Annotated in this window: 23 protein-coding genes; 13 read left to right on the plus strand and 10 right to left on the minus strand. The window is 67.0% G+C overall.

Translation table 11 applies throughout. The features are described 5' to 3' along the window. Window positions 1-92: 92 nt before the first annotated feature. The 5 genes from A5691_RS11695 to A5691_RS11715 all read left to right on the plus strand — a co-directional run bounded on the left by A5691_RS11695 (window position 93) and on the right by A5691_RS11715 (window position 6,818). Window positions 93-1,544 carry a polysaccharide biosynthesis tyrosine autokinase gene (locus A5691_RS11695; RefSeq protein WP_067758031.1) on the plus strand — a complete coding sequence of 484 codons (1,452 nt, stop codon included), beginning with the start codon at window positions 93-95 and terminating at the stop codon, window positions 1,542-1,544. A gap of 26 nt (window positions 1,545-1,570) precedes the next feature. Then, on the plus strand, window positions 1,571-3,016 hold the full coding sequence (locus tag A5691_RS11700) for an O-antigen ligase family protein (protein WP_231982296.1): 1,446 nt from the start codon (window positions 1,571-1,573) through the stop codon (window positions 3,014-3,016). A gap of 136 nt (window positions 3,017-3,152) precedes the next feature. Next, the gene (locus tag A5691_RS11705) at window positions 3,153-4,166 is read left to right on the plus strand and encodes a glycosyltransferase family 4 protein (RefSeq protein WP_067757497.1); all 1,014 of its coding nucleotides are present in this window, start codon (window positions 3,153-3,155) and stop codon (window positions 4,164-4,166) included. Between the two features lie 16 nt (window positions 4,167-4,182). Then, window positions 4,183-5,109: an aldo/keto reductase gene (locus A5691_RS11710; RefSeq protein WP_067757507.1), complete on the plus strand. Its 927-nt coding sequence runs from the start codon at window positions 4,183-4,185 to the stop codon at window positions 5,107-5,109. Next, entirely contained in the window at window positions 5,106-6,818 is a 1,713-nt protein-coding gene (locus A5691_RS11715) for a GMC family oxidoreductase (RefSeq protein WP_067888206.1), read from the plus strand. The genes A5691_RS11710 and A5691_RS11715 overlap by 4 nt, the downstream gene beginning before the upstream one ends. 59 nt (window positions 6,819-6,877) lie before the next feature. On the opposite strand, the gene A5691_RS11720 is transcribed toward A5691_RS11715, so the two are convergent. Continuing rightward, a complete protein-coding gene (locus tag A5691_RS11720) occupies window positions 6,878-7,633 on the minus strand; it encodes a class I SAM-dependent methyltransferase (protein WP_197508459.1) in 756 nt (251 codons plus the stop codon). 200 nt (window positions 7,634-7,833) lie between these two features. Between A5691_RS11720 and A5691_RS11725 the strand changes: the two genes are divergently transcribed. Next, on the plus strand, window positions 7,834-9,150 hold the full coding sequence (locus A5691_RS11725) for a UDP-glucose/GDP-mannose dehydrogenase family protein (RefSeq protein ID WP_067888203.1): 1,317 nt from the start codon (window positions 7,834-7,836) through the stop codon (window positions 9,148-9,150). Between the two features lie 9 nt (window positions 9,151-9,159). Continuing rightward, entirely contained in the window at window positions 9,160-10,113 is a 954-nt protein-coding gene (locus tag A5691_RS11730; RefSeq protein ID WP_067888199.1) for a UDP-glucuronic acid decarboxylase family protein, read from the plus strand. Here the strand turns inward: A5691_RS11730 and A5691_RS11735 are convergent. From A5691_RS11735 to A5691_RS11765, 7 genes are read right to left on the minus strand one after another with little or no spacing between them, the layout of a single operon-like run. Further along, a complete protein-coding gene (locus A5691_RS11735; protein ID WP_067888195.1) occupies window positions 10,088-11,305 on the minus strand; it encodes a glycosyltransferase family 4 protein in 1,218 nt (405 codons plus the stop codon). The two genes, A5691_RS11730 and A5691_RS11735, sit on opposite strands and share 26 nt — an antisense overlap. Continuing rightward, complete coding sequence (locus A5691_RS11740) at window positions 11,286-12,245, minus strand: NAD(P)-dependent oxidoreductase (protein ID WP_067757482.1); 960 nt, start codon at window positions 12,243-12,245, stop codon at window positions 11,286-11,288. The genes A5691_RS11735 and A5691_RS11740 overlap by 20 nt, the downstream gene beginning before the upstream one ends. A 57-nt stretch (window positions 12,246-12,302) precedes the next feature. Next, entirely contained in the window at window positions 12,303-13,346 is a 1,044-nt protein-coding gene (locus tag A5691_RS11745) for a glycosyltransferase family 4 protein (protein WP_067757504.1), read from the minus strand. A 23-nt stretch (window positions 13,347-13,369) separates the two neighbouring features. Continuing rightward, window positions 13,370-14,830, minus strand: a complete 1,461-nt coding sequence (locus A5691_RS11750; protein WP_067888192.1) for an oligosaccharide flippase family protein — start codon at window positions 14,828-14,830, stop codon at window positions 13,370-13,372. Between the two features lie 6 nt (window positions 14,831-14,836). Then, entirely contained in the window at window positions 14,837-16,408 is a 1,572-nt protein-coding gene (locus A5691_RS11755; protein WP_156675782.1) for a sugar transferase, read from the minus strand. Beyond that, window positions 16,408-16,980: a dTDP-4-dehydrorhamnose 3,5-epimerase family protein gene (locus A5691_RS11760; protein WP_067757471.1), complete on the minus strand. Its 573-nt coding sequence runs from the start codon at window positions 16,978-16,980 to the stop codon at window positions 16,408-16,410. Before A5691_RS11760 ends, A5691_RS11755 begins: the two co-directional genes overlap by 1 nt. A gap of 44 nt (window positions 16,981-17,024) precedes the next feature. After that, window positions 17,025-18,230, minus strand: a complete 1,206-nt coding sequence (locus tag A5691_RS11765; RefSeq protein ID WP_067757468.1) for a PPE family protein — start codon at window positions 18,228-18,230, stop codon at window positions 17,025-17,027. Window positions 18,231-18,721: 491 nt separating this feature from the next. Between A5691_RS11765 and A5691_RS27965 the strand changes: the two genes are divergently transcribed. The 4 genes from A5691_RS27965 to A5691_RS11780 all read left to right on the plus strand — a co-directional run bounded on the left by A5691_RS27965 (window position 18,722) and on the right by A5691_RS11780 (window position 22,511). Beyond that, window positions 18,722-18,883, plus strand: a complete 162-nt coding sequence (locus A5691_RS27965) for a hypothetical protein (protein WP_156670172.1) — start codon at window positions 18,722-18,724, stop codon at window positions 18,881-18,883. 14 nt (window positions 18,884-18,897) lie between these two features. Beyond that, window positions 18,898-19,575 (plus strand): TetR/AcrR family transcriptional regulator, encoded by a 678-nt coding sequence (locus A5691_RS11770; RefSeq protein WP_067888176.1) that lies wholly within the window; start codon window positions 18,898-18,900, stop codon window positions 19,573-19,575. A gap of 128 nt (window positions 19,576-19,703) precedes the next feature. Further along, the gene (locus tag A5691_RS11775; RefSeq protein WP_067888173.1) at window positions 19,704-20,414 is read left to right on the plus strand and encodes a TetR/AcrR family transcriptional regulator; all 711 of its coding nucleotides are present in this window, start codon (window positions 19,704-19,706) and stop codon (window positions 20,412-20,414) included. A 96-nt stretch (window positions 20,415-20,510) separates the two neighbouring features. Next, window positions 20,511-22,511: a hypothetical protein gene (locus A5691_RS11780; protein WP_067784156.1), complete on the plus strand. Its 2,001-nt coding sequence runs from the start codon at window positions 20,511-20,513 to the stop codon at window positions 22,509-22,511. Between the two features lie 141 nt (window positions 22,512-22,652). On the opposite strand, the gene A5691_RS11785 is transcribed toward A5691_RS11780, so the two are convergent. Next, window positions 22,653-23,015, minus strand: a complete 363-nt coding sequence (locus A5691_RS11785; RefSeq protein ID WP_067759437.1) for a PAS domain S-box protein — start codon at window positions 23,013-23,015, stop codon at window positions 22,653-22,655. A 321-nt stretch (window positions 23,016-23,336) separates the two neighbouring features. On the opposite strand from A5691_RS11785, the gene A5691_RS11790 reads away from it, so the two are divergent. Further along, window positions 23,337-23,810, plus strand: a complete 474-nt coding sequence (locus A5691_RS11790; protein ID WP_156675780.1) for a DUF1772 domain-containing protein — start codon at window positions 23,337-23,339, stop codon at window positions 23,808-23,810. Window positions 23,811-23,839: 29 nt separating this feature from the next. On the opposite strand, the gene metG is transcribed toward A5691_RS11790, so the two are convergent. Next, the gene (gene metG / locus A5691_RS11795) at window positions 23,840-25,381 is read right to left on the minus strand and encodes a methionine--tRNA ligase (protein WP_067759443.1); all 1,542 of its coding nucleotides are present in this window, start codon (window positions 25,379-25,381) and stop codon (window positions 23,840-23,842) included. Between the two features lie 19 nt (window positions 25,382-25,400). Between metG and A5691_RS11800 the strand changes: the two genes are divergently transcribed. Beyond that, a complete protein-coding gene (locus A5691_RS11800; RefSeq protein ID WP_068019583.1) occupies window positions 25,401-26,252 on the plus strand; it encodes a TatD family hydrolase in 852 nt (283 codons plus the stop codon). Window positions 26,253-26,324: the final 72 nt, after the last annotated feature.

Genomic DNA, 26,324 nt, shown 5'->3' on the forward strand with positions numbered 1-26,324 from the left:
TGCTTCAATAATGTTCAATGTTTTTGCCCATCCGATAACCGACCGGATGGATGCTTTCGCGCCGCCGAAGCTTTCAGAAAGGCCGTTGGTCGATGGATTTCCGTACCTTTGTCCGGATTCTCGTCGCGCACTGGAAGCTGGCAGCCGCCGCGGTGCTGGCGTGCACGATCGGCGCCGCGGCCATCACCGCATTGCAGACCAAGCATTACCAGTCGTCGACCACCGTCCTGATCTCGTTCTCCGGGGCCACCGACCTGACCGAGCTGTACAACGGCACCCTCACGGCGCAGGAACGGCTGTCGTCGTACGCCCAGATCGCCGGCGGCCGGACGGTGGCCGACCGCGCGATCAAACAACTTCAGCTATCGATGAGTGCCGACGACCTGCTGACCCAAACCCAGGTGAAGTACACCGCTAAATCGCAGCTGTTCACCATCACGGTCAAAGACACAGACCCGAGGCGGGCGGCAGCGCTGGCGGGAGCGATGGCCGACCAATTCGCCGCGATCATCCCGACGCTGGGCACGGTTTCGCGTCTGGATGGCCCCGCCGCGGGCCCCCGGCCCGAACCCACCGATGCGACGACGCCGCCGGGCCAGCCCCGGGAAACCCCGGGCGTGCAGGAGCAGAACGGAAAGCCGCTCCCGGTGGCGAGGGCGCGGGTGGTGGAACCGCCTCAGGTTCCCGACCATGCGGTTACCCCGGCACCGGTACGCAACATGGCGATGGGCGTGGTCGCCGGCCTGCTTCTCGGCATGGCCGTGGCGCTGACCCGCGAGGCCAGCGACCGCACCGTGCGCACCCGCGAAAAGCTGGAACAGCTGTCGGGCCTGCCGACGCTCGGCGAGTTGCCGCGACGGCGCGGCGGGGCTCCGCGGTTCGGCACCGACGTCACGTTCGACGACGCCGTGCGGGACATGCGTACCCGGGTGCGCAGGGCGATCGGCCCCGAGGGGCGCCGGCTGCTGGTGGCGTCACCGTTCGGGGGGGAGGGGACGACGACGACGGTCCTCAACTTGTCCCGGGCATTCGCCGAGGTCGGTGACGACGTACTGGTGGTCGAGGGCGACACCCGCCGGCCGGTGATCGGCGGCTTGCTGAAGGTCGAATCGGGGGAGGGTTTGGCCAACGCGCTGGCGAACCCCGAGATCGCGGCCGAAGCCGTCAAACCGACACCCTTCCCGAGGCTGTTCGTCCTGGCGTCACGCGCGGCCCGCCGGGAGACCTTGCCCTGCTCCGCTTACCCGCCGGAAGTGCTCGACACCGTGCTGGGGGAATTGTCGTCGCGATTCGACCGGATCGTGGTCGACGGACCGCCGGTGCTGGCCACGGCCGACGCGGTCCTGCTGTCCGGCGCCGTTCAGGCGACGGTGCTGGTGGTCCGGGCGGGACGCACCACGACCGACGAACTCAAGGACGCGTTGGCAACTTTGCGCTCGGCCAACGCGGAGATCGTCGGTACGGTCCTGACCGACGCGAGGCTGTCGCTGCACCGCAAGGCCGCCGCCCAGGTCTACCGTTCGAAGGCCAGTCCTTCGACGTGATCTTCTACCTGCGCAGTCGGCATCGCATGGCCATGAGCGCAGCCTCGCTGGCGCTGTTCCTGTTCGGATGTTTCGTGTTCGGCGTGCTCTCGGTGCGACTCACCACCGAGGGCATCATGCTGATCGCCGCAACCTTCTGCCTGGTCGTCTATTGGGTGAGACCCGAGGCGATGGTATGGGTGGCGCTGGTGGGGGCGTTCGCGGCGCTGCCCCAGGGCCTGCACGTCGGCAAAGTCGTCGGCCCCGCGGTCATCTACTTGTATCTGCTGGCCGCGATGCTGGCGATCGGCTACCTGATTCCGATTGTGCGACCGCGATTCTCCGATTTCTGGCTGCCCTCCGTGTTCCTGGTCGTTCTCGTGATGTCGACGGCGGCCGGATTCGAGAACGGGCATGACGCCACCATCGTGCTGCGCGAATCACTGTCCATGCTCGAGATCGTCGTGGGCTTCGTGCTGGCGATGTTGGTGGTGTACGGCGACTACATCAAGTCGTCGATCCGCGTGACGGCCGGCATCCTGTGGTTTTCGGCGGGCATGGCGGTCGTGAGTTCGCTGCATGCCATCCGGCTGGCGGGCAGGGCCGAGAGTCTGGGGGCCGCGACCGGCGCCGACCAAGCTGTCCGGATCATCCTGACCACGCAATCCCCGGCCACCGCGACGCTGAGCGCGCTGGTGGCCGCCGCCATCATCGGCTGCCTGAGGCCTGCCACGCTGCTGACCCTCGGCCCACCCGCGCTGATCATTTCGCTGCTGTCGTTCTCCCGGAACACGCTTATCTCGATGGCCGTCGCGGCGGGGGCGGCTCTGTTGGTCAGCCTGAGCGTGCCAACCCTGCGCCGGACCGCCGTCGTCACCGCGATCTTCGCGGCGGTAATCGCGGTGACGGTGCCGGGATTGCTGTTCTTGCTGCACGGTTCGCAAGCCGGCGCGTGGCTCGCCGACCAGCTCACCGCCTTCAACGAGCGGGTGCTCGGCGGGGTTTCGTCGAGCGCGCTCGCCGTGGACGAATCGGCGCTGGAGCGGCTGCGGGAGAACTCCCTGCTGAACCGCTCGATCGCTCAGGCGCCCGTATTCGGCCATGGCCTGGGTTACGCGTATCAGCCGCCGAAAGGTGACGACGAGTTTTCCGCGAAGTTCTATCCCGCCTACTCGCACAACTTCTATCTGTGGTGGCTGGCGAAGGCGGGCACGGTCGGGATGACGGCGTTCGTCGTCTTCGCACTGATCCCGTTGATCCAAGCGGTGCGCTGCCGCACCGCGGCGGCGAAGGTCAGCGTGGCGGTCAGCGCCGGCCTCCTCGCAATATCCTGGGTCTGGCCGTTGCCCGAGATGCCATCGGACGCCTTCGCGCTGGGCATCGCGCTCGGTTCGGCGATGGGGTTCGCCGGCTTGCGCGGCAGGGAGCGCGACGCCAACCCCGCGGTCAACCCCGACGCGGCCGTACTCACGGCACCGTCCGGAGCCCACTGAAGTGGGCACGACGAGCGGCCGACCGGTGTACTTTGACGCCGTGGCCAATCACCTTGGGAGTTAGCCGAATGCGAAATAGCTGCCTGTTCGACCATCCCCGCCACGCGCCGCTGTGCGATCTCATTTCCGGACTGCGATGATCTCCGTCATTCATGTCGGGCCGGGCATCTACAGCTTTGGCGGGACGCAGACCGTGATTCGAGTCATCCGGGACCACAAGATGGGCGCCGACGACATCCGCGTCCTGTCGACGTGGGAAGGGCGGCACCACGCGAAGAACTTCGTGCTGACCGCGCGCGCGGCGGCCGTGCTGGCCCGGGCGCCCCGCACGACGATCGTGCACTTCCACATCTCAGACGGCGGGGCGTGGCTGCGCGAAGGATCGCTGATTCGCCTGGCCAAGGCGCGGGGCCTGCGGATTGTCGCGACGCTGCAGGGCGCCGACGTCGCCAACGAAGCGCTTCGGCACCGCCGCTACATCGGTGCCACCCTGCGCCGCGCAGACCACCTGATCGTGTTCTCGCAGGACGCGCGGGCCACCGTTGCGGAGCTGGCCCCACGGGTGCCGAGCACCATCTCGGTGAACCCGGCACCGATCGACTGGGACGCGCCCGGGGCAAGCACGACACCGCCGGTCGCGCTCTTCGCCGGGACCATCGGCCTGCGCAAGGGGGTCGACACGCTCGCGGCGGCGTGGCAGCTGCTGCTCGACGAGGGCATCGAAGGACGGTGCCGGGTGGTCGGGCCCATCGACGACTACACGCCCCCGCAGCTGGAGCGCTTCTCCGTGGAACCCGCGGTGCATCCGGACGCGATCCCCGAGTTGATCCGGTCCGCGCGGGTGGTGGTGCTGCCGTCGCGCGCCGAGGCGATGCCGCTGATCGTGACCGAGGCCCTGGCAGGCGCGCGCCCGGCCGTCGCGACCCCCGTCTCCGGCACGCCGGGCATCGTTCCCGACCCGAAAATGCTCGTCCCCGTTGACGATCCGCCCGCGTTGGCGGCGGCGATCGGCCGGTACCTCCGCGATCCGGAGCTGGCGGAGCGCGACGGCCTCAAGGGTCAGGCGCACATCGCGGCGACGCGCAGCCCGGAGGTCATCGGCGCCGAGCTTCGCCGGATCTACGAGAGCCTCGGCGTTGGAGCAGATTGAGCTCAGCGGACCGGCGCTGAAGGTCAGCGCGGTCGGTTTCGGGTGCGGGGGTTTGATGCAGGCGCCGTTCCGCAAGGAGCGGATGGCCGTGCTGGGCAGCGCGGTCGAGCACGGCATCACGCACTTCGACACCGCGCGGATGTACGGCCTCGGCATGGCGGAGTCCGAGCTGGGGGTGTTCCTGCGCAGCGTGAATCGCGACGCGGTGACGGTGGCCACCAAGTTCGGCATCGACGTCGGCGGGGCGGCCCGGCGTCTCGGCCGCTTCCAGGCGCCTGCTCGGGCGTTGCTGCGCAAAGCCCCAGCGCTGCGCCGCGCGGTCAAGCGGCAACAGGAACCGGACCTGACCCCGCGGCGCTACGACGCGGCGGTCGCGACCCGCAGCCTTGACCTGAGCCTGGCGGCGCTGGGCGTCGACTACGTCGACATCTTGTTCGTCCACGGCCCAAGGCCTTTCGACACCGTCGCCAGCGAGGAACTCGGCGAGTTCTTCGAACGGGCCCACCGGGCGGGCAAGATTCGCGCCTGGGGTGTGTCCCAGGACGAGGGCCTCGAGGTGGATTTCGCCGGTGCATTCGCACCGCGGGGCGTCAGCCAGGTCCGCGGCGACCTTCTCGGTCCTCCGCCACGACCTGCTGATCTCGTGTTCGGGGTCTTCAACCGGACGTACACGACGCTGTCCGCGGCGCTGTCGGCGGATGCCCGAACGGCCGAACGCTGGCGGGAAACACTCGAGATGGACCCGCTGGCCCCCGGTGTGTTGCCGAGGCTGATCTTGGCGTCGTCGGCCACGGCCACGGGTTGTCGCGCGATCCTCTACAGCAGCACCGACCCGCGGCGGGTTGCCGACGCGGCGCAAGCCGTCTCGTCGCCGCCCGACGCGGGGCTGCTGCGGCGTTTCGTAGATCTCGCCCGGCAGTTGCGACGGGGCCCCGCCGCGTGATCGTTGGTCCGGCGCAGTTCGCTCCCGATATGACCATCCGAACCGATGTCGTGGTGGTCGGTGCCGGCCCGATTGGCATCGCTACCGCGCTCGAGCTCGCGGCCGCCGGCGTCGAGGTGGCGCTGATCGAAAGTGGTCTGGAACGTAAGGACCGCGCGGCACAGGAGCTGGCGACGTTCGACTCCCGCCAGGACGACTACTTTCATTCACGCAGTGAGGTCTCCGTTCGCCGGCAGCTGGGCGGCACCTCGGCGCTGTGGGGCGGGCGATGTGTCAAGTTCGACGCCATCGACTTCGAGAATCGGCCCATCACCGCGCAGTCGCCCTGGCCGATCGGGTTCGACGATGTCGAGCCTTACCTGCAGCGGGCCTGCGACTGGGCGGGATGCGGGCAGGCGGTATTCAATGCGCGGGGCATCCCGGAGCTGGCCCAGCGGGACCTGGTCGTGGGGCTGCCCGATGAACAGGTGTGCACCACCGACCTCGAACGCTGGTCGTTGCCAACGCGTTTCGGGCGCGAGTACCGCGCCGAGTTGCGCGACACCCCCGGACTGACGGTGTGGACCGGCCTCACGTGCACCGAGGTGGTGACCACCGAAGCCGGTGATGCCGTCGACCATCTCGTCGTCAAGACGCTCGATGGACGGGAGGGCAGAGTCATTGCGGCGGACTACGTCCTTGCCACCGGCGGCCTGGAGGCCACCCGCCTGCTGCTCGCGTCGGATCGTCATCATCCGGCCGGGCTGGGCAACGCGGGCGGCCACCTCGGGCGCTGGTACATGTCCCACGTCGAGGCCCGGGTCGCGCGCGTGCACTTCACCAGCGACGACGTCATCTACGAACACGAGCGGGATCGCGAGGGCGTCTACGTCCGACGCCGTTTCACGTTCACTCCACAGCTGCAACGCGAACTCGGGATGCCGAATGCCGCTGTCTGGATGGTGAATCCGCCGATCAGCGATCCCGCGCACGGCAGCGGAATCCTGTCGGGTGTCTACCTGACGTTGATCTCCCCGCTGGGGCGTTTCCTGCTCGCGGCGGCCATCCGCGAGGCCCACACCAAGACCGCGGGCCCGCCGCGCGTCGCCGCGCACCTGCGCAACATCGTTCGAGACCTGTTCGGTTCCATCCGATTCGCGGTCCGGTTCTCCTACGCGCGGTTCCTGCGCCGGGGCCGCAAGGCGCCGGGCTTCTTCGTCAAGGGGTCCGGCAATCGATACCTGCTGCACTACCACGGCGAGCATCTCCCGCACTGGGACAGCCGCATCGAGCTGACCGACGAACGCGATGCCCTCGGCATGCGCCGGATACGCACCCACATGCATTTCTCCGACGCCGACTACGAAAGTGTGCGCAGGGCAATCGACCTCATCGACAAGCAGCTGCGCCGCCACGGCGTCGGACACGTGGAGTGGCTCGCCGACGACGTCGAGGCCTCGGTGCACGATTTCATGCGGGGCTACGCCGGCTTTCATCAGGCCGGCACGACCCGGATGTCTGCGACCGCCGACGGCGGCGTCGTGAACCCCGACCTTCAGGTGCACGGGGTGCGCGGGCTGTACGTCGCGAGCACCTCGGTCCTGCCGACGTCGAGCCAGGCCAACCCGACGCTGCTCGGGATAGCGCTCGGTGTGCGGCTTGCGGAGCGGCTCATCGGCGCTCGAGCGGAGCGGCCCGGAATCGCCGGCGGGTGGTCGGTCATGGGCTGAATCCGGGTATCGCCCAAGTTATTTGCGGACAGCCAAAGCGGAAGCTGCCGCGGGTGGAGTCACTTGACGACCTCAAACAGCCAGTGATGGCCACGCGCCGTGGCCAGCGGGCGGAACTCCCGTGGCGAACGGGCCATGAGTTCCCTGAATGCCCGCATCTCATGATCGCGGTCGGGGAACTCATCGAAGTAGATCAACGTACCGGGCTGGAGAAGCGGCTCCGCCCAACTCAGCACCGTGGCAGCGCTGGAGTACACGTCGCAGTCGACGTTGATGATCAACTGGTCGTGCTCGGGGACGTCGAACTTCGGGAGGCTGTCGTCGAACCAGCCGACGACGAACGAGACGCGGGCATCGTCGATCTTCGGCGGCTCGCCGCCGACGTCGAAGTGGCCGGCTCCCAGGCCGGGCCGCCAGTCCTGCGGCAGGCCTTCGAAGCTGTCGAAACCGATCAGCCTCGCTTCGGGATGCGGGAGGTGCTGCGACCACCACCGCATCGAGCCGCCCTCGAACACACCGAATTCGAGGTACAGGGGCCGTTGCCCGCGGACCTTGGCCAGCGCCCGGTCGAACAACGCAAATTGGTCGGCGACGACATCTACCGTTGCATTCGAAAAATCGTGCGCCAGCCAATGGCCGAGCTCGAGGTAACTGAGCACTGAACGCAGATTCGCCAGCCGGCTGGCCGTCACTCGACGGCCGGCCTTCATCAGCGACAGGCGGACTTTCGTTTTTGCCGTGCCGCCGACGCGATGGAGGAGCCGCCGGGTTGGCGCCGATGGCGTCGGGTCGCGCTCGGCATCCGCGTTAGGCACGCACCACACCCTATCCGACCTGGGCTGTCGCCAAAATCCCATTTGGACAAAGATTCCCGCTGTCCCGCGCCGGTGGCGTGCCGGGGCCGGCTGCCGATTCCGGTTGATGTCGAGCGGTCAAAGAAGCTAGCTGAAAAAGTGCGCGTGGGCCGCTCGCGTGCGGGACGATTGGGCGATCATCGGGAAGCGAAGGTGTCGTCTTGAAGATTTCGATCATCGGATGCGGGTACGTCGGGCTCGTCACGGGCGCTTGCCTGGCCGACAGCGGCAACGACGTGGTGTGTGTCGACATCGACCAGGCGAAGGTGGACGAGCTTCTGGCCGGGGGGGTTCCGATTTACGAACCCGGCCTCGCCGAGCTGATCGCCCGGAACCGGGAGAACGGCTCGATCGATTTCACCACCGACCGGCGCAGGGCGATCGAACACGGCGACGTGGTCTTCATCGCCGTCGCGACGCCGATGAGCGAAAGCGGCGAGGCCGACCTGTCCTACGTGCACGCGGCGGCCGCCGACATCGGGACATACCTGGATCGCTACAAGGTCGTCGTCGACAAGTCGACCGTCCCGGTGGGCACCGCCGAGCGGGTCCGCGAGATCATCGCCGCCACGGCCTCGCAGGAATTCGACGTGGTGTCCAATCCCGAGTTCCTCAAGGAGGGCACGGCGGTCACCGACTTCATGAAGCCCGACCGCGTGATCCTCGGCAGCGACTCCAAACGCGCGGTGGAGATCATGCGGGAGCTCTACGAGCCGTACCTGCGCACCTTCCATCCGTTGATCGTCATGGACATCAAGAGCGCCGAGATGGCCAAGTATGCGGCCAATTGCTTTCTGGCAACCAAGATTTCGTTCATCAACGAGATCTCCAACCTCTGCGAGAAGGCCGGGGCCGATATCAGCGCGGTGCGGGAGGCCATCGGGGCGGACCGGCGCATCGGCTACGAATTCCTGTTCCCGGGAGTCGGCTACGGCGGGTCCTGTCTGCCGAAAGACGTTCAGGCCCTGATCCACACCGCCGCGGGACTGGGCACGGACATGCGGCTGCTGCGCGCCGTCGACCAGGTCAACACGGAGCAGAAGGCAACGCTGGTCGCCAAAATCGTCGCGCACTTCGGTGACGGACGGCCCGCGGGTGACCTGACGGGCCTGCGGGTCGGCCTGTGGGGCCTGAGCTTCAAGCCGCAGACCGACGACATGCGCGAGGCCGCCTCGCTGGTGATCGTGCGGCGACTGCTCGAGCTCGGCGCGACGGTGCGGGCTTTCGACCCGGAGGCGAGCGTGCGAGCCAAAGAGGCGCTGGGCGATTCGATCGAATACGCCGGGAACATGTACGAGGCGGTCGAGGGCGCCGACGCGCTCGTCCTGGTCACCGAGTGGAAGCAGTTCCACCGGCCGTCGTGGCAGCGCGTCAGGTCGGCCATGCGGGGTCATGTCGTCTTCGACGGTCGAAACATCTATGACCCCAGGCGGTTGCGGGCCGAGGGTTTCGACTACTACGGCATGGGCCGCCACTAGGCTGGGTGGATGAGAGCCCTCGTCACCGGCGCCGCCGGATTCCTCGGATCCCACCTCTGCGATCGCCTTCGCCGCGACGGCGTCGAGGTTCTCGGCCTGGACAACTTTTATACCGGCAGGCGTGAAAACCTCGCCCACCTCTCGGGTGACCCGGGGTTCAGCTTCTTCGAACACGACGTCACGCGGCCGCTGGACGCCGCTGCTGTGGCGGGACCGCTGGACCTCGTCTTCAACATGGCATGCCCGGGCTCGCCCTTCGCATTCCAGCGCGACCCCGTGTTCACCCTCGACACCAACTACCTCGGCACGAGGAACGTGCTCGAGCTGGCGCTCGCCAAAGAGGCGACGATGCTGCAGGCCTCTACCAGCGAGATCTATGGCGATCCCACCTTGCATCCGCAGACCGAAAGCTATTGGGGGAACGTCAACTGCTTCGGCCCCCGCGCGTGCTACGACGAGGGCAAGCGGGTTGCCGAAACACTCATGCTCGAGTACGCGCGCCGCTTCGGCGCTCGGATCAAGGTCGTCCGGATCTTCAATACCTACGGCCCCAGGATGGATCCCGAGGATGGGCGGATCGTCTCACAATTCATCGTGCAGGCGCTCCGCGGCGAACCGATCACCATCTTCGGCGATGGCAGCCAAACCCGAAGCTTCTGCTACGTCGACGATTTGATCGACGGGCTGGTGAAGATGGCGACCAGCGAGGCGTCCTTCACCGGACCCGTCAACCTCGGTAGCCAGGACGAGCTGACCGTCCTCGAGGTCGCCCGCATCATCAAGGAGATGACCGGATCGCCCTCTCCGATCGTTTTCCGGGCCCTGCCCGAGGACGACCCGAAGAAGCGCAAGCCGGACATCGCCCTCGCCGAGTCGAGGCTCGACTGGCGTCCGGTGGTCCCATTCGGCCAAGGCGTCAAACTCACGATCGAGTACTTCAGGTCTGCCGATCTCGGGCGATGACCTCCCGATAGGCGCTAACGGTCTGCTCGGCAACCGATTCCGGGTCGAAACGCTGCTGAGCCTCGACGCGTACCCGCTGTTCGATGCCGGCTCTGAAGGCGTCGTCGTCAAGTATCCGGCGGATGTGCCCGGCGCAGGCCGCGACATCGCCATGCGGAAACAGCAGCGCGGTGTTGCCGTCCTCGACCATGTCCGGAATGCCGCCAACGCGAGAGGCGATCACCGGCAGTCCACACGCCATGGCCTGAGCGACGACTTGCGGAGTGGTCTCTTCGCGCGAGCCCAGCAAGAGAACCTGGGCCCGCGCGTATTCATCGAGCAGTTCTTCGTGGCCGATGGGGCCGAGCAGCCTTACCCGTTCCCCCAGGCCGCATTCGTCGATCGCCCGCCGGACTTCGTGTTCGCTGCTCGGGTCCGCAATGGGGCCGGCGACCCTGAGTTGCAGGCCCGCCCGCCACGGCCGGTCGGCAATGGCGCGACGGTCGTTGGCGACCTCGCCGACCGCGCGCACGAGATGGTCCACACTCTTGCGCGGCACCAGGGTTCCGACAAACAACATTCGGCCGGGCTCCGGTGCGCGCCGTATGCGGAAGAAGTCGTCTTGGATCGGGTTCTCGATGAACCGGCAGCGCGCCGTCAGCATCGGCCCGTAAACCTGCGCCAGGTACGGCGAGATGATGATCATGTCCCGGGCGCGGCGAAACACCTCCCGCTCCATGTTCGCGACAGCCCGTTTCTTCAAGGCGCCCAACGCGTCCCACCGGTTTCTTTGCAGTAACCGGCTCTCGATGAAGAGCACGCCGTGCGGAGTGATGACCGTCGGCGCCCCGCTCGCCAACGCGCCGAGCGCGTGGCGATCCTGGCCCTGTCCATGCACGACATCGGGATTGATCGAACGGATCACCGCCGCCAGGCGCGGCACGTCGTTGACACGCAGTGTGACCAATCGGGGGAGGTTCAGGCGCTTGACGTAGTGAACGTGCAGGGCGCCGGCCCGCCGGTAGGTTGTGGTCACACCGTTCATCGCACTGACGACGTGGCACTCGACGTCGGGACGGGCAGCCAGCGCATGCGCCAACGTGTACGTCACCGACTGCACCCCGTTGTGCACGGTCGCGCCTTCATCGGTGGGGTAGTCGCCTACCAGGGCGACCCGCAGCGGGCGGACGGAATCAGGGCGCACCGCGGCCACTTTCGAGCGCGATGCCCGGGTACTCGGCAAAGATCTTTCGCGCCGTGGCTTGGCCGAACGGCTCCGCCGCACGGCCGATGGTGCGGCGCAGCCGGTGCGTATCCGGGCACAGGAACGGTCGGTCGTTGGGGCGCTGGCGCTCGGGCACCGAGGTGAAGTCAACGGGAAACGGCAGGACGGACGCGATGATGTCCAGCGCTTCGCGGACCTCGATCGCCTTGCCGGATCCGATGTTGACGATCTCCAATCCCGCTATCCGCGAAACGGTGTCGACGATAACGGCGCCCATCGAGTCGACGTCAACGTAGTCGCGCAGTGGCCAGAGGTTACCGACTTCCACTTCGCGCTTGCCCTCCTGCGCGATCTGACGGGTGACCTCGGCGAGCATGTGCGGATTGGTTTCGCGCGGTCCGGCGGCGTTGAACAGCCGCCCGATCACCAGCGTGCGGAAACATCCGGTGGACTCGAAATAGCGCATGCACAGCTGCTCGGCCAGGTATTTCGTGTGGCCGTAGACATACACCGGCCCGGTCGGATCAACTTCCCGGTGGGGCACGAAGTTCGGATGGTAGACGTCGCCGGTAGATGCGAAGAAGAAGGCTGAGACGCCGTGCCGGCGTGACGACTCCAGGACGTTCAACGTGCCATGCACATTCAAGGTGTACGCCTCGTAGACGTGCTCCTCGCACCAGGGGACGAAGTGTTGCGCCGCAAGATGAATGACGTTCTGCGGCTTGATGTCACGGAATGCCTCGTCGCACGCGTCGGCGTCGAGGATGTCGCGGACGATCAGCGTCGGCTTGCGGGGTGCCTTCTGCCAGTGGTCCTTTCCGAGCGAGAGGTCATCCATGACGAAGACCTCGGCGCCCCGCTCCAGCAACGAGTTGACGACCGCCGATCCGATGAATCCACAACCCCCGGTGACCAGATACGTGCTCACGTTTCTATCCCTCTCGCGTCCATACATCCGGATACGCGAGGTGTGTTCGGTACCCGGTCAACGTCGACGGCCCATCACCTCGTCGATGACCTCCAGGAAGCGATCCGCGACAAGGTCGACGGCGCAATGGCGCTCGTAGTGCCGCGCCGCGGTGGCCCCGTGCCGCGCCGCCGTGTCCGGGTCGGCCAGGACGTCGAAAGCGGCCGCCAGTCCGGCAACGTCGTCGACGCCGATCGGGGGGCAGTCCGGGGGTTGATACTCGGGCGGCCCGCCCTCGGTGGAAACGATCGGCATGACGCCCAACTGCATTGAGAGGACCTGCACGCCGCTTTGAGTGGCGCGCCGGTAGTGGGCGATCGAGCCCTTGGCGGCGGCCAGGGTGGTGACGACATCGCGGTAGCGATAGCCGCCGCGACGCCACTGCGTGTGCGCGGGCAGCTTGTCGGCGTCCAGCGCTCCGTCGCCGATCAGGATGAGGTCGTCGCCGCGCCAGCCGCCGCCTTCGACGTGGCACTGCCAGGCCCGCAACACCACGTCCACGTTCTTATAGGGGTTGAGCCGGCCGAACATGACAAAGTCGTGGCGCCCCTCGGCATCCACGAACGGAGGGACGCGGTCGAGATCGAGATCGCTGGCGAGCGGTACAACGTGCACCGGTGTGCCGATCACGTCGCGTCGTGTCGCGACCGCGCGCGCGACGTATTCGCAGTAGGCGATGGTGGCCGCAGAGCGGGCGCCCCAGCGATCGAGCGCCGCGAGTTCGTAGGCGGGCAGCGCTTCCGCGGGGTCATGGGGGCGATCGTCGTGGATCACCTGGATGCGTGGCGTCCTTCCGGCCAGCGCAATCCACCGTGGATCACGGACCTGTTCGGCGATCACGACGTCCGGCCGGAACTTGCGGACGAGCCGCCAGGCCTTGAGCGTCGGCGGCCACGTCTTGGCCGACAGGAATCGCGGCTCGAGCACCACCTCGTACTCGCGGGCGGCGTCTGACTCCGGGTGCCGGTCAGAGGTCACGAGCAGCACGTCGGCCCCGTGCCGGATCAGCGCTTCGGACTGCACGCGCACCGCCGGCCGTGTCCATGGCGAAAGCCACAGCACCCGTGGAGACTTCACGCGGCCGGTCACGCCAGCTGCTTGCTGCGCAACGACGCCAGCGACGACCACTTGAGCGGGCCGACCGCGGCGCTGGTGGCCAGGTAGGCCGCGGCGGCGGCGAGCAGGATCAGCGCGACGTGCTGACCCGAAAGCAGCAGTGTCACCGCGACACTGGCGGCCGTCGGGATCAGCACCCGCAGCAAGAACATCACCGGCGTACGGTAACCGCACCGCCGGTGCAGCCACCAGCTGCTGAACAGCATGTTGAAGAATTCCGTACACACCAGCGCGATGCCGGGCCCGACGGCGCCCAGCCGCCCGTCGAGAACCAGATTCAGCGAGACGTTGACCACCAGCGTGGCGACCGTCAACCACAGCAGAACCTTTTGGTGGTGGCTGGCGACCAGACCCTGGCCGAGAGTGCCGCCGACGAACCGCAGCGCCGCCGCGACGAACAGCAATGCCAGCGTCGGCGTTCCCCGCGCGACGAACGCCTTGTCGCCGAAGAACGCGATCAACGGTCCGGCCAGCAGCGCTCCGACCACCGCGACGGGGACCGCCGCGAAATACATGAGCTCGACGCTGCGGCGCAGGAAGGCGGCGAACGCCGCCACGTCCCGCGCGAACAGTTCGGTGCCCGTCGACAGCGTCGCCTTGAGGAACACCAGCGACACCACGATGGTGTTGAACGCGATCGTCAAGGCGAGCCCGTACACGCCCACCTCGGAGTGGGTGTTGAGCAAGGACAAGATCACACCGTCGGCGCGGGTGTAAAGGATTCCGACAACCAGGAATCCGATCAGGGGCAGGGTTTCCCGCAACAGATCGGCGGCCTCGCGCAGCGCGAACACCGGGCGCACCGAGATGTGCCGCATCGCCGCGGCGCCCTGGATAACCAGCTGGACGGCGGGCGGAATGAGCTGTGCCACCGCGAACCAGATGACGTTCGAGTGCGCGGAGACCAGGACCGCGACCATGGCCAGGGTGGCCGTGCGGGCCGTGACGTCGGAGATGGCCACCGCGGAGAACCGGACGGTGGCCAGAAACACCGGCTCGAAGCGGGTGGTCATGGTCTGCAGCAGCAGGCCCCCGGACAGCACCACGAGCATGACCCGGACGTCGTAGTCGTGATAGACGAGCAACCCGGAACCGGCCGCCAGTGCGGCGAGCGGAACGCAGTAGATCAGGGCCAGTCCGCTGTTGACGCGCACCAGACGTTCGAGGTCGCCGCGGCCGGAGGTGACGCGGCGGACGATCACGGTGGCGACACCGAGATCGGCGAAGCTGTTCCACATTCCCACGAACGCGACCGCGATGGAGAGCTGGCCGTAGCGGCCCGGACCCAGGTACCGCGCGGTCATCGCCACGGAGACCACCGAGGCCAGCATTCCCAGTGCGCGGCAGATCAGTTGGATCGAGAAGGCGTGAGCCATCCGGGAGAGCGGCACCGACGGGACGACCGCCTCGGGCGTCGTCGGCTCAGTCATGACTCCCTAGTATGCGCCGTGACTGGTGAGAACGGCCTTAACCGTCTTGGCGATGATCATGAGGTCACCCGACATCGACCAGTTGTCCACGTAGGACAGGTCCAACCGCACCGACTCCTCCCAGGAGAGGTCCGATCGGCCGCTCACTTGCCACAGCCCGCTGACCCCCGGTTTCACCAGCAGTCGCCGCTTGACGTCACCGTCGTAGTTGTCGACCTCTCGGCGCAGCGGGGGGCGCGGGCCGACGACGCTCATGTCACCCTTGAGCACGTTGATGAACTGGGGCAGCTCGTCGATGCTGAACCTGCGCAGGATCTTGCCGACGGGGGTGACCCGTGGGTCCTCGCGCATCTTGAACAGCATGCCGCCGGCGCTCTCGTTCAGCGCCAACAGGTGCTCGATCTGGGTGTCGGCGCCGTCGACCATGGTCCGGAACTTCAGCATCCTGAAGGGCTTGCCGTCGATGCCGATCCGTTCGGATGGGTAGAACACCGGGCCCTTGCTGGTGAGCTTGACGGCGACGGCCGCCGCGACGAGGACGGGCGCCGTCGCGATCAGGGCCGCCAGCGAGAACAGGAAGTCGAACACCTGCTTCTGAAAGCGTTGCGTCCCTTCGTATTGCGGCTTCTCGACGTGCAACAGCGGCATCCCCGCGGTCGGGCGCAGGGTCAGGCGGGCCTCCGCGACGTCCATCACGCCCGGTGAGACCACGACGTCGACGTCCATCGTTTCCAGCTGCCACATCAGTTCTCGGATCCCGTGCATCCCGAAGTGGTCCGTCTGCGTGACCGCCACGGTGTCCGCACCGCAGCTGTTGATGGCGGCCACCGCGTGGGTGACGTCACCGAGGATCGGCACAGCGCGTCCGCCGAGGGTGATGGTGTTGCCGCGCGGTGGCCCGTAGCCTGGAATGCAAACGCCTACCACGAGGTATCCGTCCAGCGGGTTGCGGGAAAGTTCGTGGGCCAGGTGAGAGACCGCCTTGCGGTCCCCGATCGCCAGCACCGTCGTCTGGCACTGACCGTTCGCGCGCATCTGCCGGATGTGCTTGCGCCACAGGCTGCGGCTCCCCAGCAGGCCCATGGTCCCGACGGGGAGCGCGATCGCAAGGTAACCGCGGGCCAGGTCCACCTTGGCGAGCAAGGTGACCATCGCGATGATTCCGAACGTCCAGAACGAGGCGCTGCCGATCCGGCGGTACTCGTCGATGCCGGCGCCGATGACTCGCGGTGAGCGCGTTTGGAATACCGCCAGCGACGACAGCCATAGCGCCGCGAAGAGAAACGACAGCATCGTCATCGCGACGTCCGAGTAACCCGAGGTGTTGGCGATTTCGCCGAATCGGACGTACTGCGCCAGTAGCACCGAGGCGCAGACGATCAGCGTGTCGCTGATGCGCAGGTGGTGCGAATATTGGTGCTGCCAGCGCCGGATCGCGCTGCCACCGGGCGAGGGCGCCGCGGCCCCGGTGGCCGGCAGAGCGCCGGTGCGGCGGCTGGGCAATGACGTGATGCCGGCCGGTTTCCGCTTGGTCGGACCGGGTTCGGCGTGCACGACGTCCACCAATTCCTGGGTCATCAACGGGTTAGACATGACGCTGCACTCTCGATCGAAGCGAAGCTCGGCGTTCGCGATGGCCAACTGGCGTCCTGCTCGGAGATGACGGTGACCGGCAGCGGCCACACGATCCCGAATTCCGGGTCATTCCAATGGAATCCCTGGGCGTCGGACGGCGCGGGCTCCCCGCTGACCTGATAGCTGACTTCGGTGTTGTCGATCAGCGTTTGGAAGCCGTGGGCGACGAACGGCGGCAGGAACAGCGCCCGGTAGTTGTCCGCGCTCAACTCGACCATGACGTGGTCGCCGTAGGTCTGCGACCCCGGGCGGATGTCGACCGCGACGGCGGCGATCGCGCCGCGGGTGCAGCGAACCACCTGGGTCTGAGCGTAGGGCGGCACCCGATGGTGCAGGCCCCGCACGGTGCCGCGGGTGTAGTTGAAGTAGATGTTGGTCTGGGTGACGTCGAAACTCAGCCCGCGGTCGGCGAATTCGTCGGCACAAAAGGAACGGGACGAGAAGCCGCGATGGTCGCGTTGCGGCTCGAGGTCAATGATCGTCACGCCGGCGATCTGGGTGGGCGTGTACTTCATGCACCGCTCCTCGGGTCACGGGTCGTTCTCGTCGGGGTCATGGCCTACGCGTATCCACCGGAAGGCGGCCGCGTCATCACGGTCGGGATGACGCCGTACCGGGGGCCGAGGTTCTTGCCCGACGCGGCGGCCAGGCGCGGTAGCGAGCCCATGATGCTGGGCGGCGTGTTGGCGCCGGCGAGGCTGATGGTCGGCAGTGCGGAAGCGGCGCTGTGTGCCGCCGGTATCACGCTGGTCCAACTCGCCGGGACCGCCAGCGGACCGAGCGAGGCCGCGCTGCCGAGGCTTCCGACCACACCCGATCCGAGCGAGCCGAGCGATCCCAGCGCGCCCGCGCCCGTGCTCGCCGCGCTCGCGGCCCCCGCCGCAGCGGTGCCCGCCGCCTGGGCAGCCCCATTCACCAAGCCCTGCGCGGTCTGAGCCATGCCGAGGATGGAGGACATCCCGTACAACGGTGTCGCTCCCGCCATGAAGTAGGTGGGCAGCGAGCTGGGCAGGCTCGACGCGAGGCTGTCCATCAGCGACGAACTGGCCGTGCTGGTGGCGGTGCTCGCGGTGCCGGTACCGACCTGGGTCAGGGTGGAGGTGCTGGCGGACATCGGCGACGAGAGCCCGTGCAGGGCGTTGGGAACCGAGGACATCACGTTCGACAGGGAAGTGTGCGTGGCCGCCAACGTTTCGGCCTGCGCCACCGCGCTGCCCTGGGTCGCCACCCCCGCCGGGTTGGCGACGTCCGGCGGCGGGCTGAACGGTGTCACGTCGCACGCGGCCGCCGAACCCGCGGCGTATTGGTACATCGCCGCCGCGTCCTGTGCCCACATCTCGCCGTATTCGGCCTCGGTGGCCGCGATCGCCGCCGAGTTCTGGCCGAAGAAGTTGGTGGCGATCAGCGTCGCGAGCTGGACGCGGTTGGCGGCGACTGCCGGCGGCGGAACGGTCATCGCGAAGGCGGCCTCGTAGATCTCCACCGCGAGCCTGGCCTGGCCTGCGGTTTCCGCGGCCCGCGCGGCCGCCCCGGCGGTCCACGCCATGTAGGGAGCGAAGGCGGACGCCATGGTCAACGACGAGGGACCCAACCAGCGTCCGGTCGTCAATCCGGCTATCACCGAGCGGTAACAGCTTGAGGCGGAATGCAATTCGGCGGCAAGGCCATCCCAGGCCACCGAGGCCGCCACGAGCGACACCGGACCAGGGCCGGCATACATCCGCGCGGAATTGAACTCCGGCGGGAACGCCCCGAAATCGATCACGTCAGACCCCGGTCCCCGGTGGCGGTGCGGAGACGGACGACCGCCGGGCCGTACCCGAGGAGCGCGATTACCGCGTTAAACATACCTAAAGTATTGATTATGGTGGAAGCTGTGCCGAAGAGTATTTGGCCTGCGATCGCGAAGGTCCTTTGTCCCTTTCCGAGCCTTCTACCTGCTGACGCTGCCAGAGCGCGTGGCCTGGTGGTCACGACCGGCATCTGCGTCTCCTAACATCCTGCAAAGGGCCCGGGATCGGGCGTTCTTGCCGCTCAACTGGGCGAACCGTGGGTTTGGGCCGCCCGGCCCTACAAACTGACAATGTGATAATAGCGTACGAAACATACTAATAGTTTGTAAAGAGGGTGTGATGTGGACTACAGGTATTTACGCAAGCGTCAAGGCAGACGCCTGCAGCTGCTAATCTCAGACGTGGCCCATGTACTGCCCGGGGGTGGCCGGTCGGTGTAGTTCAAGACCGCCCAAGAACCGAGGTGTATGCCCTGCTCATCAACCTGACGGCGATCGACCAGGTCCGGGTCGCAACCCCCGACGAGATCGGTCGCGTCATACACGCCAACGTCGCGGAGCCCGGCTTCCCCGCCGGGTTCACGCCGCTGCGCCAGGGTCACACCCGGCGGGCCGACGAGAGCTGAGCTGGCAGATTCCCATGACTACCCACTCGACCGACGGACGCGCCGACGCGACGCGGCGGCAGATTCTGCGCGCCGCCTCCCATCAGTTCGCGCGCAGGCCGTACCACGACGTCGGTCTGGATGACATCCTGGCCGAGGCCCAGCTGACCAAGGGCGCGATGTACTTCCACTTCAAGTCCAAACACGCCTTGGCGGTGGAGCTCATCGACAAGCAGATCGCCGCGGCGACCGTCGCGGTCGGAGACCTGTTGACCCGCGGACTTTCGGGCCTGGAAACCCTGATCGACTTCTCGTATCTGATCGCCGTTCAAGACATCAAGACCGATCTGGTCAGGGCCGGCCTGAATCTGATCGAGTCGGTCGGACAGTCGGGGGGGCTGCAGGACACGTTGGTGAGCGGCTGGGTGGAAGCCCTGTCGGGGGTCGTCCAGCAGGCCATCACCGAGGGTGACATCGACGAACGCTGTGATCCCGACGCAGTCGGACGGCTGATGGTGTCGCTGCATATGGGGCTGCGCAAGACCAGCAATCTGGACGACCCGGAACGGTTCCTCACCGACCTGGAAAAGTGCTGGATGCTGATCTTGGGTGGGATCTTGCAACCGGACCGGGCCGATTACTTCAGCCAATTCCTAAGGCGGCGAGCGGCGCTCGCCGTCAACTCCAGTTCGAGCGACCAAGGCTCGCCTTAGTGCCGACCAGGTTGAGCAGACTGCCCGCCAGCCGCGGCAGCGGCTGCTAACGTTGGACGTCTTGCGGTGGATGTGAACCCACATCAATGACTCCGCGCACCCGACGCGACTCCGGAGGTGCAGAGACAGTGCCGCGCCAGGTCCGATCCGAAGCCACTCGGCGGAAGATCATCGACGCCGCGATCGAGGTGTTCGGGGAAGTCGGATATGCCGCCGCCGGGTGGGGGGCGATCATCGAGCGGACCGGGATGACCAAAGGCGCCCTGTATCACCACTTCGATTCGAAGGAATCGCTGGCGTCCGACATCCTCAAGGAAGGCTCCGAGAGCCTGCTCACGGCATTCGGGAACGTGTGCAAGTCTTCGTCGCCGGGGCTGGAAAACCTGCTACACGGCGCCTTCACCATCGTGGTAGTGCTCAACTCGGACAAGACCGTTCGCACGGCCGAGCAATTAGCCTGTGCCTTAAGCGGATTGAACGAGGCCGCGGGGGACTTCTATGCCGACCTGGCGGTGAAGATCGCTGATGAGGCCAGGCGGGCCATCAGCGAGGGAGACCTCCGCAAGGACGTCGACCCCAAGGTGCTCTCCGAGTTCCTCGTTGGAGCCATGTTCGGAACGCGACTGGTATTCAATGCGATAACCCGTCGTGAACCCAACAGGGGAGGCCCCGTCGACATCGGCGGTCGCCTGCGTCAGATCTTGGAGCTCCTGCTGCCCGGCACGGTGACCGAGTCGTCGTTGCCCTATTTCCAGCAGTTCCTCGGTCGCGAAGTCATGCGTCATGCCCCGGCCATCGCGGCCCGCCCCGACGCCGACACGGAACCCCTGATCGGCTAGAGCTCCACGGTCGCGCGGTCGGGCCGGATGCGCCACACCCGCTTTCGCGGCCATCGAGACGGCGAATCAGTAATTGCGGTTGACGCGCATTCCACAATGCATACTGTTCCGGTGATGTACCGGAGACGTCTGGGCAAAGTGGTCGCGCTGGCCGCGGTGGTTGGGTTTTTGGTGATGAGCGCCCCGGCGTCGTGGGGTGCGCCCGGCGAACCGGCTACCGCCGCGGACTCGCCGACGTTGTCGCTTACCGACATCGGGTCCGCTCCCACCCTGGAATTCTGGGGGGTGACGAGTACCCAACAGCTCACCGTGCCGGTGCTGCATGGCCTGACACCGACGGCACTGAACGCCACCGTCGAGATGCCGATCAATCTGCGGTCCGGGGTGCTCACTGTCACGCAGGGCGAGCGCACCATCGCACGGCTGAATTTGCCCTCCACCGATCAGGCCCCAATCGTCATTCCCCTGGCGGGCGCGGAGGTCAACGACAATTGGCTGTCGGTGACGCTGCGTTCGTACGTGGTGCCATTGGACGGATACTGCCTCTACCCGTGGAGCCCGCTGCGCCTGACCAACGGGTCGATCACCTACACCGGGGTCGAACTGCCGCCCACCACGGTGGCGCATTTCCTGCCGCCGGTGCTGCGCAAGCTTTCCATCTACCTGCCGCCGTCGCCCTCGCCGAACGAGTCCGATACGGCGGTCCAACTGGCCGCCTCCACCGCCTCGCACTACGGCCGGCAGACCCCCGAGATCGCGGTGATTCCGCTGGCCGAAGGCCAGGCCGCGCCGCCGGCGCCGCCGCAACCGCTGGAACGTCAGATCGTCGTCAAAGAGGGCCCTGACAACGGGCTTTCGCTACAAGGCGCCTCGGGTGTGCCGTGGTTGCTCATGTCCGGACCGCTCGGCCAGTCGGACGAATCGAACACGGCGGTGTTGTTCAACGACGTCTCGCAGTTGGCGCTGTCTTCCAAGGCGGCGGTGGAACAGCTCAAACCGAGCGTGCAGCAACTCGGTGGCAGCGTGACGTTGCGCGAGTTGGCGCAGCCCGTTCTCAACTCGACGTCACTGCAACCGCGGGTGTCGATCGGAATCGACCAAACCCGATTCGCCAGATCGGTGCACAACGTGCGCGTGCATCTGCAGGGTTCCTACACCCCGACACCGGGGAACGTCGGCGGTCAGATCGCCGTGACCATCGGCCCCGAAACCATCGACCACTGGCCGACCGACGGCCACGGCACCATCGACCGCTGGATCGATGTGCCGGACCGACTGCTGCAGCGCTACACCAGTATTGATCTGGTCCTCGACGTCGCCGCCAACACCGGGCATTGCGGCGACTTCTACACCGCCGGGCCGGGGAGTCAGCTCCTGACGCTGAACATCAACGGCGACACCACAATACAGAGCGACCCGGCAGCCCCGCCGGTGCCGGACGGCTTCCAATCGGTGCCGCAGTCGTTGATGCCCCGGATGCAGGTGGGCATCGAGGCCCACTCGTTGATAGACACGGTGCGGGCGATCGGCATCGTGGTGGGCCTGCAGCGAATCAGCGCCGTGCCGCTCTACACCACGGTCACGACCGCGCAGCAGGCGATCGACTCGTCGGACCCCGCGATAGTGATCTCCGCCGACGGGTGGAATCACTCCAATGTCGCGCTTCCGGTGGCTGCCGGGCCGAGCGGGCCCATCACCGTCAATGCCGTCCAATCCGACGGCAAGCCCGCCAAACTCACACTCGACCCAGATCTCCGGTTCGCCTCTCTCCAAGTGGTTTTCAACCGCGGCAGGTCGCTGTTGGTGGCGACATCAAACGGGGCGCCGGGGCAACTCGACGAGTTGCTGCGGTGGCTCAGCGGCGATAACAAGCGCTGGCAACGACTCAAAGGCGCCGCGGTGGTGTCCGCGCCGGGCGGGCAGGACCCGGTGACCGTCGAGCACTCGCCCTCAGCCGGTGGTCCGACCGCGGCGTCGCAGGGGCACTCCGACCTCGGCTGGCTGTGGTGGTTCGGCGCGGGCTGGGTTGCGGTGGCCATCGTCGGCGGCGGGGTGATCCTGTGGCGCACCAGGCGCGAATCACGGCGGCGGCGTTAGCGTCTGCGCATAACGGCGCGTCCCGTGCGGCCGTCCAGCGCGAGACCTGATTCCCACCAACAGGTTTCGCCTACATCGATGACCGACCGCGGGACGTCGACGCGTTCCGGCCAATGATTTCCCGGGCCTGCCGCGTCGCCGCTAGCGGTCCTCCTGCCACAACTGCTCGGTCAGATCCTGGAACGCCGCGAGCACGAACTGGTCGTCGGCGCGCATCGCCGCCGACTTGCTCATCAGGGCGCGCACCACCGAACCGTCCTTGTGCGCCAGTTCGACCACCATGTTCGCCAGGGAATGAACGACGGATAACAACGAATCCGAGGCCGGTGCCTGATGGAAGATCTGGTGGAACTTCAGCTCCAACACCTCTTCCCGGTCATAACCCATCATCTCGGCGAACGCGGCGTTGGAAAACAGGATGGTGCCGTCATTCTCGATCGCCAGCACCGGGATCGGGATCCGCTCGAGCACGACCAGTGCCGGCAGCTGTTTCAGGGTCGTCATCGGCGAGTCACCCTCTTGCCGATTGCGTCGTCGGTCCACCGGCCGATTATGGCGCATAACATAGGCTATACACAGGCCTTCGAGCAGATGCCCGCCCAGGATTGGCGCCGTATTTCGTTTCCCGCTCGCCGAAGGCATCCCTGAACACCTTCGTCGGCCCGCTCGCGCACCGGGTCGGTGATCGGCCGGCGGCGCGCGGTCCGGAGGCGCGCCGACGTCGACATCGGTGACGTCGTGTTAGCGGTGGCACAGAAGATAGCAACGCTATTGACAGCCGCGCTCTCGAGGGTTAGCGTTGCTAGCACCTACGGGAGATGAGGAGTGTGCGCCATGGTCGCCACCGTTTTCGCGGTCGTCGCGGTGCTGGGTACCGGGGTGGTCTACGGCACCGACGTGTTCTGCGCGATGGTGCTGAGGCCCGCGATGGCCCGCATCGACGATCGGGCCCTGCTCGCCGTTGCCGGCAACATCCATCGCTATGGGGATCGACGGATGCCGGTACCCGGCGTGCTCGGCCTGGCGGCGGCGACGATCAGCCTGGCATTCGCCGCGGCGTCCGGCCGCTGGGCGCAAGCCGGCGCGGCCGGCGCCGCCGTCCTCCTGCTGCTGGCGTGGCTGCTGATCTACCTGCGGGTGAGCGCGCCGATCAACCGGCAACTCATCGCAGGCGCGGATCGACCCGAGTTGCCGACCGATGCTCGTGCGCTGCAGCGCAACTGGGACAGAGTGATCACCACCAGGGCCACCCTGCAGGGCCTCGCCGTCGCGGCGCTGTGCCTGGCAATGTCGGTGTGAAGCTGGTGGCGCGCTCGGCTCGCGAGCGGCTAGTCGGCTTGGTAGCGGGGGAAGACCCCGGTCGGCGCCGGGAGCGCCGTGCCGGGGGTCAGCCGTTTGCCTATCGCGTCGAAGCTGCGCTGTTCGGGCGCCTGGCCGAGCAGATCCAAAAGCTTGCCCGCCGATTCGGGCATCACCGGCTGGATCAGCAGCGCCGCGATGCGAACGGCCTCGCAGGTTGTGTAAAGCACTGTCGCGAAACGAGTCTGGTCCGCCGCGGAGTCGCTCTTGCGTAGCACCCACGGCTGCTGGGCGGAGAAATATCGGTTGGCGGCGCCCAGCATCAGCCAGATCGCTTCCAATGCCAAGTGCATGGCCTGCCCGTCGAAGGCGGCGCGCACGCGGTCCAGCAGGCCGTCGGCCGTCGCCAGCAGTTCGGCATCTTCGGCGGTGAATTCACCGGGCGTCGGCACCACCCCGTCCAGGTTCTTGGCCACCATGGACAGCGACCGCTGGGCCAGGTTGCCCAGCTCGTTGGCGAGGTCGGTGTTGATGCGCGTGACGATGGCGTCTTCGCTGTAGCTGCCGTCCTGGCCGAAGGGGACCTCCCGCAACAGGAAATAGCGCAACTGGTCCACGCCGAACGTCTCGGTCAGCGCCACCGGGTCGACGATGTTGCCCACCGACTTGCTCATCTTCTCGCCCCGGTTGAGCAGGAACCCATGCGCGAACACCCGGCGCGGCAGCTCGATCCCGGCCGACATCAGAAACGCCGGCCAGTAGACGGTGTGGAACCGGATGATGTCCTTGCCGATCATGTGCAGGTCGGCGGGCCAGTAGCGGCGGAACATCGGCGAGTCGGTGTCGGGGTAGCCGACCCCGGTCAGGTAATTGGTCAGCGCGTCGACCCAGACGTACATGACGTGATCGGGATGGTCGGGCACTTTGACGCCCCAGTCGAACGAGGTGCGCGAGATCGACAGGTCGCGCAGGCCGCCGGAGACGAAGCTGACCACTTCGTTGCGGCGCACTTCGGGGGCGATGAAGTCCGGGTTGGCCTCGTAATGGGCCAGCAGCTTGTCGGTGTACGCCGAGAGCCGGAAGAAGTAGGTCTGCTCCTCGGTCCACGTCACCGGCGTTCCGGTTTCCACGGCGACCCTTGTCCCGTCGACCACCGCGGTCTCGGATTCGACGAAGAACCGCTCGTCGCGCACGGAGTACCAACCCGTGTAGCTGTCCAGGTAGATGTCTCCGGCGGCGTCCATCCGCCGCCAGATCTCCTTGGACGCTTCGTGATGGTCGGCGTCGGTGGTGCGAATGAACCGATCGAAGGAGATGTTGAGCTTCTCCTGCAGGCGTTGAAAAACATCGGAATTCCGCCGCGCCAGCTCGGCGGTCGGAAGGCCCTCCGCCGCCGCCGTCTCGAGCATCTTGAGGCCGTGCTCGTCGGTGCCGGTCAGGAAACGCACGTCGAACCCATCGAGCCGCTTGAATCGCGCGATGGCGTCGGTGGCGATGTACTCGTAGGCGTGCCCGACGTGCGGATTGCCGTTGGGGTACGTGATCGCGGTAGTGACGTAGAAGGGCCTCATCGAGAGTCCACCTTATTGTGTGCGCGTGAGCTCCAACCGACGAGAACGAGAAGCGCCGCCCGCACCCGAACCGCTGGCCCCCCTGGTCGACGCCCACACCCACCTCGACGCCTGTGGCGCGCGGGACGCCGGGGACGTGCGCGCCATCGTGGATCGCGCCGCGGCGGTCGGGGTGGGGGCCGTGGTCACCATCGCCGACGACCTGGCTTCGGCGGCTTGGGTGACCCGCGCCGCCGAATGGGATCCGCGGGTGTACGCCGCGGTGGCGCTGCACCCGACCCGCGCCGATGCGCTCGACGACGCCGCCCGCGGCGAAATAGAGCGGCTGGTGGCCCACCCCCGGGTGGTGGCCGTCGGCGAGACCGGCCTGGACCTGTATTGGCCCGGGCGCCTCGACGGGTGCGCGCAGCCGGACACCCAACGGGAAGCGTTCGCCTGGCACATCGACCTGGCCAAGCGGTGCGGCAAACCGTTGATGATCCACAACCGGGACGCCGACGCCGAGGTGCTCGACGTGCTGGCGGCCGAAGGCGCGCCCGACACGGTGATCTTTCACTGCTTCTCGTCGGACGCCGCGATGGCCCGCCGCTGCGTGGACGCCGGATGGTTGCTCAGCCTGTCGGGAACGGCGAGCTTCCGCAACGCCCGCGACCTGCGGGAAGCCGTTCCGCTGATACCGCTGGAACAACTGCTGGTGGAAACCGATGCGCCCTTCTTGACGCCGCATCCGTACCGCGGTGCACCGAACGAGCCGTATTGCCTTCCTTATACTGTCCGGGCGATCGCCGAACTGGTGGGCCGTCCCGCCGAAGAGCTGGCGCAGGCCACGACGAGCAACGCTCGGCGGGTCTACGGGCTGGCTCCCGGTTGACTCGCTGCACGGGACGATTGCGTTAACGAATTCGCGCCGGAGTTGCTCAACTTTGGCCGGTTCGTTACCGTC

Origin of the sequence: Mycobacterium sp. E183 (genome assembly GCF_001667735.1) — a bacterium.
Classification (GTDB): Bacteria; Actinomycetota; Actinomycetes; order Mycobacteriales; family Mycobacteriaceae; genus Mycobacterium.

Excerpts from the sequence above, each read along its gene's own strand:
- A5691_RS11695 (WP_067758031.1), top strand. The coding sequence starts at position 93 with ATGGATTTCCGTACCTTTGTCCGGATTCTCGTCGCGCACTGGAAGCTG.
- A5691_RS11700 (WP_231982296.1), top strand. The coding sequence starts at position 1,571 with ATGGCCATGAGCGCAGCCTCGCTGGCGCTGTTCCTGTTCGGATGTTTC.
- A5691_RS11705 (WP_067757497.1), top strand. The coding sequence starts at position 3,153 with ATGATCTCCGTCATTCATGTCGGGCCGGGCATCTACAGCTTTGGCGGG.
- A5691_RS11730 (WP_067888199.1), top strand. The coding sequence starts at position 9,160 with ATGAGAGCCCTCGTCACCGGCGCCGCCGGATTCCTCGGATCCCACCTC.
- A5691_RS11750 (WP_067888192.1), bottom strand. The coding sequence starts at position 14,830 with ATGACTGAGCCGACGACGCCCGAGGCGGTCGTCCCGTCGGTGCCGCTC.
- A5691_RS11755 (WP_156675782.1), bottom strand. The coding sequence starts at position 16,408 with ATGACCCAGGAATTGGTGGACGTCGTGCACGCCGAACCCGGTCCGACC.
- A5691_RS11760 (WP_067757471.1), bottom strand. The coding sequence starts at position 16,980 with ATGAAGTACACGCCCACCCAGATCGCCGGCGTGACGATCATTGACCTC.
- A5691_RS11770 (WP_067888176.1), top strand. The coding sequence starts at position 18,898 with ATGACTACCCACTCGACCGACGGACGCGCCGACGCGACGCGGCGGCAG.
- A5691_RS11780 (WP_067784156.1), top strand. The coding sequence starts at position 20,511 with ATGCATACTGTTCCGGTGATGTACCGGAGACGTCTGGGCAAAGTGGTC.
- A5691_RS11785 (WP_067759437.1), bottom strand. The coding sequence starts at position 23,015 with ATGACGACCCTGAAACAGCTGCCGGCACTGGTCGTGCTCGAGCGGATC.
- metG (WP_067759443.1), bottom strand. The coding sequence starts at position 25,381 with ATGAGGCCCTTCTACGTCACTACCGCGATCACGTACCCCAACGGCAAT.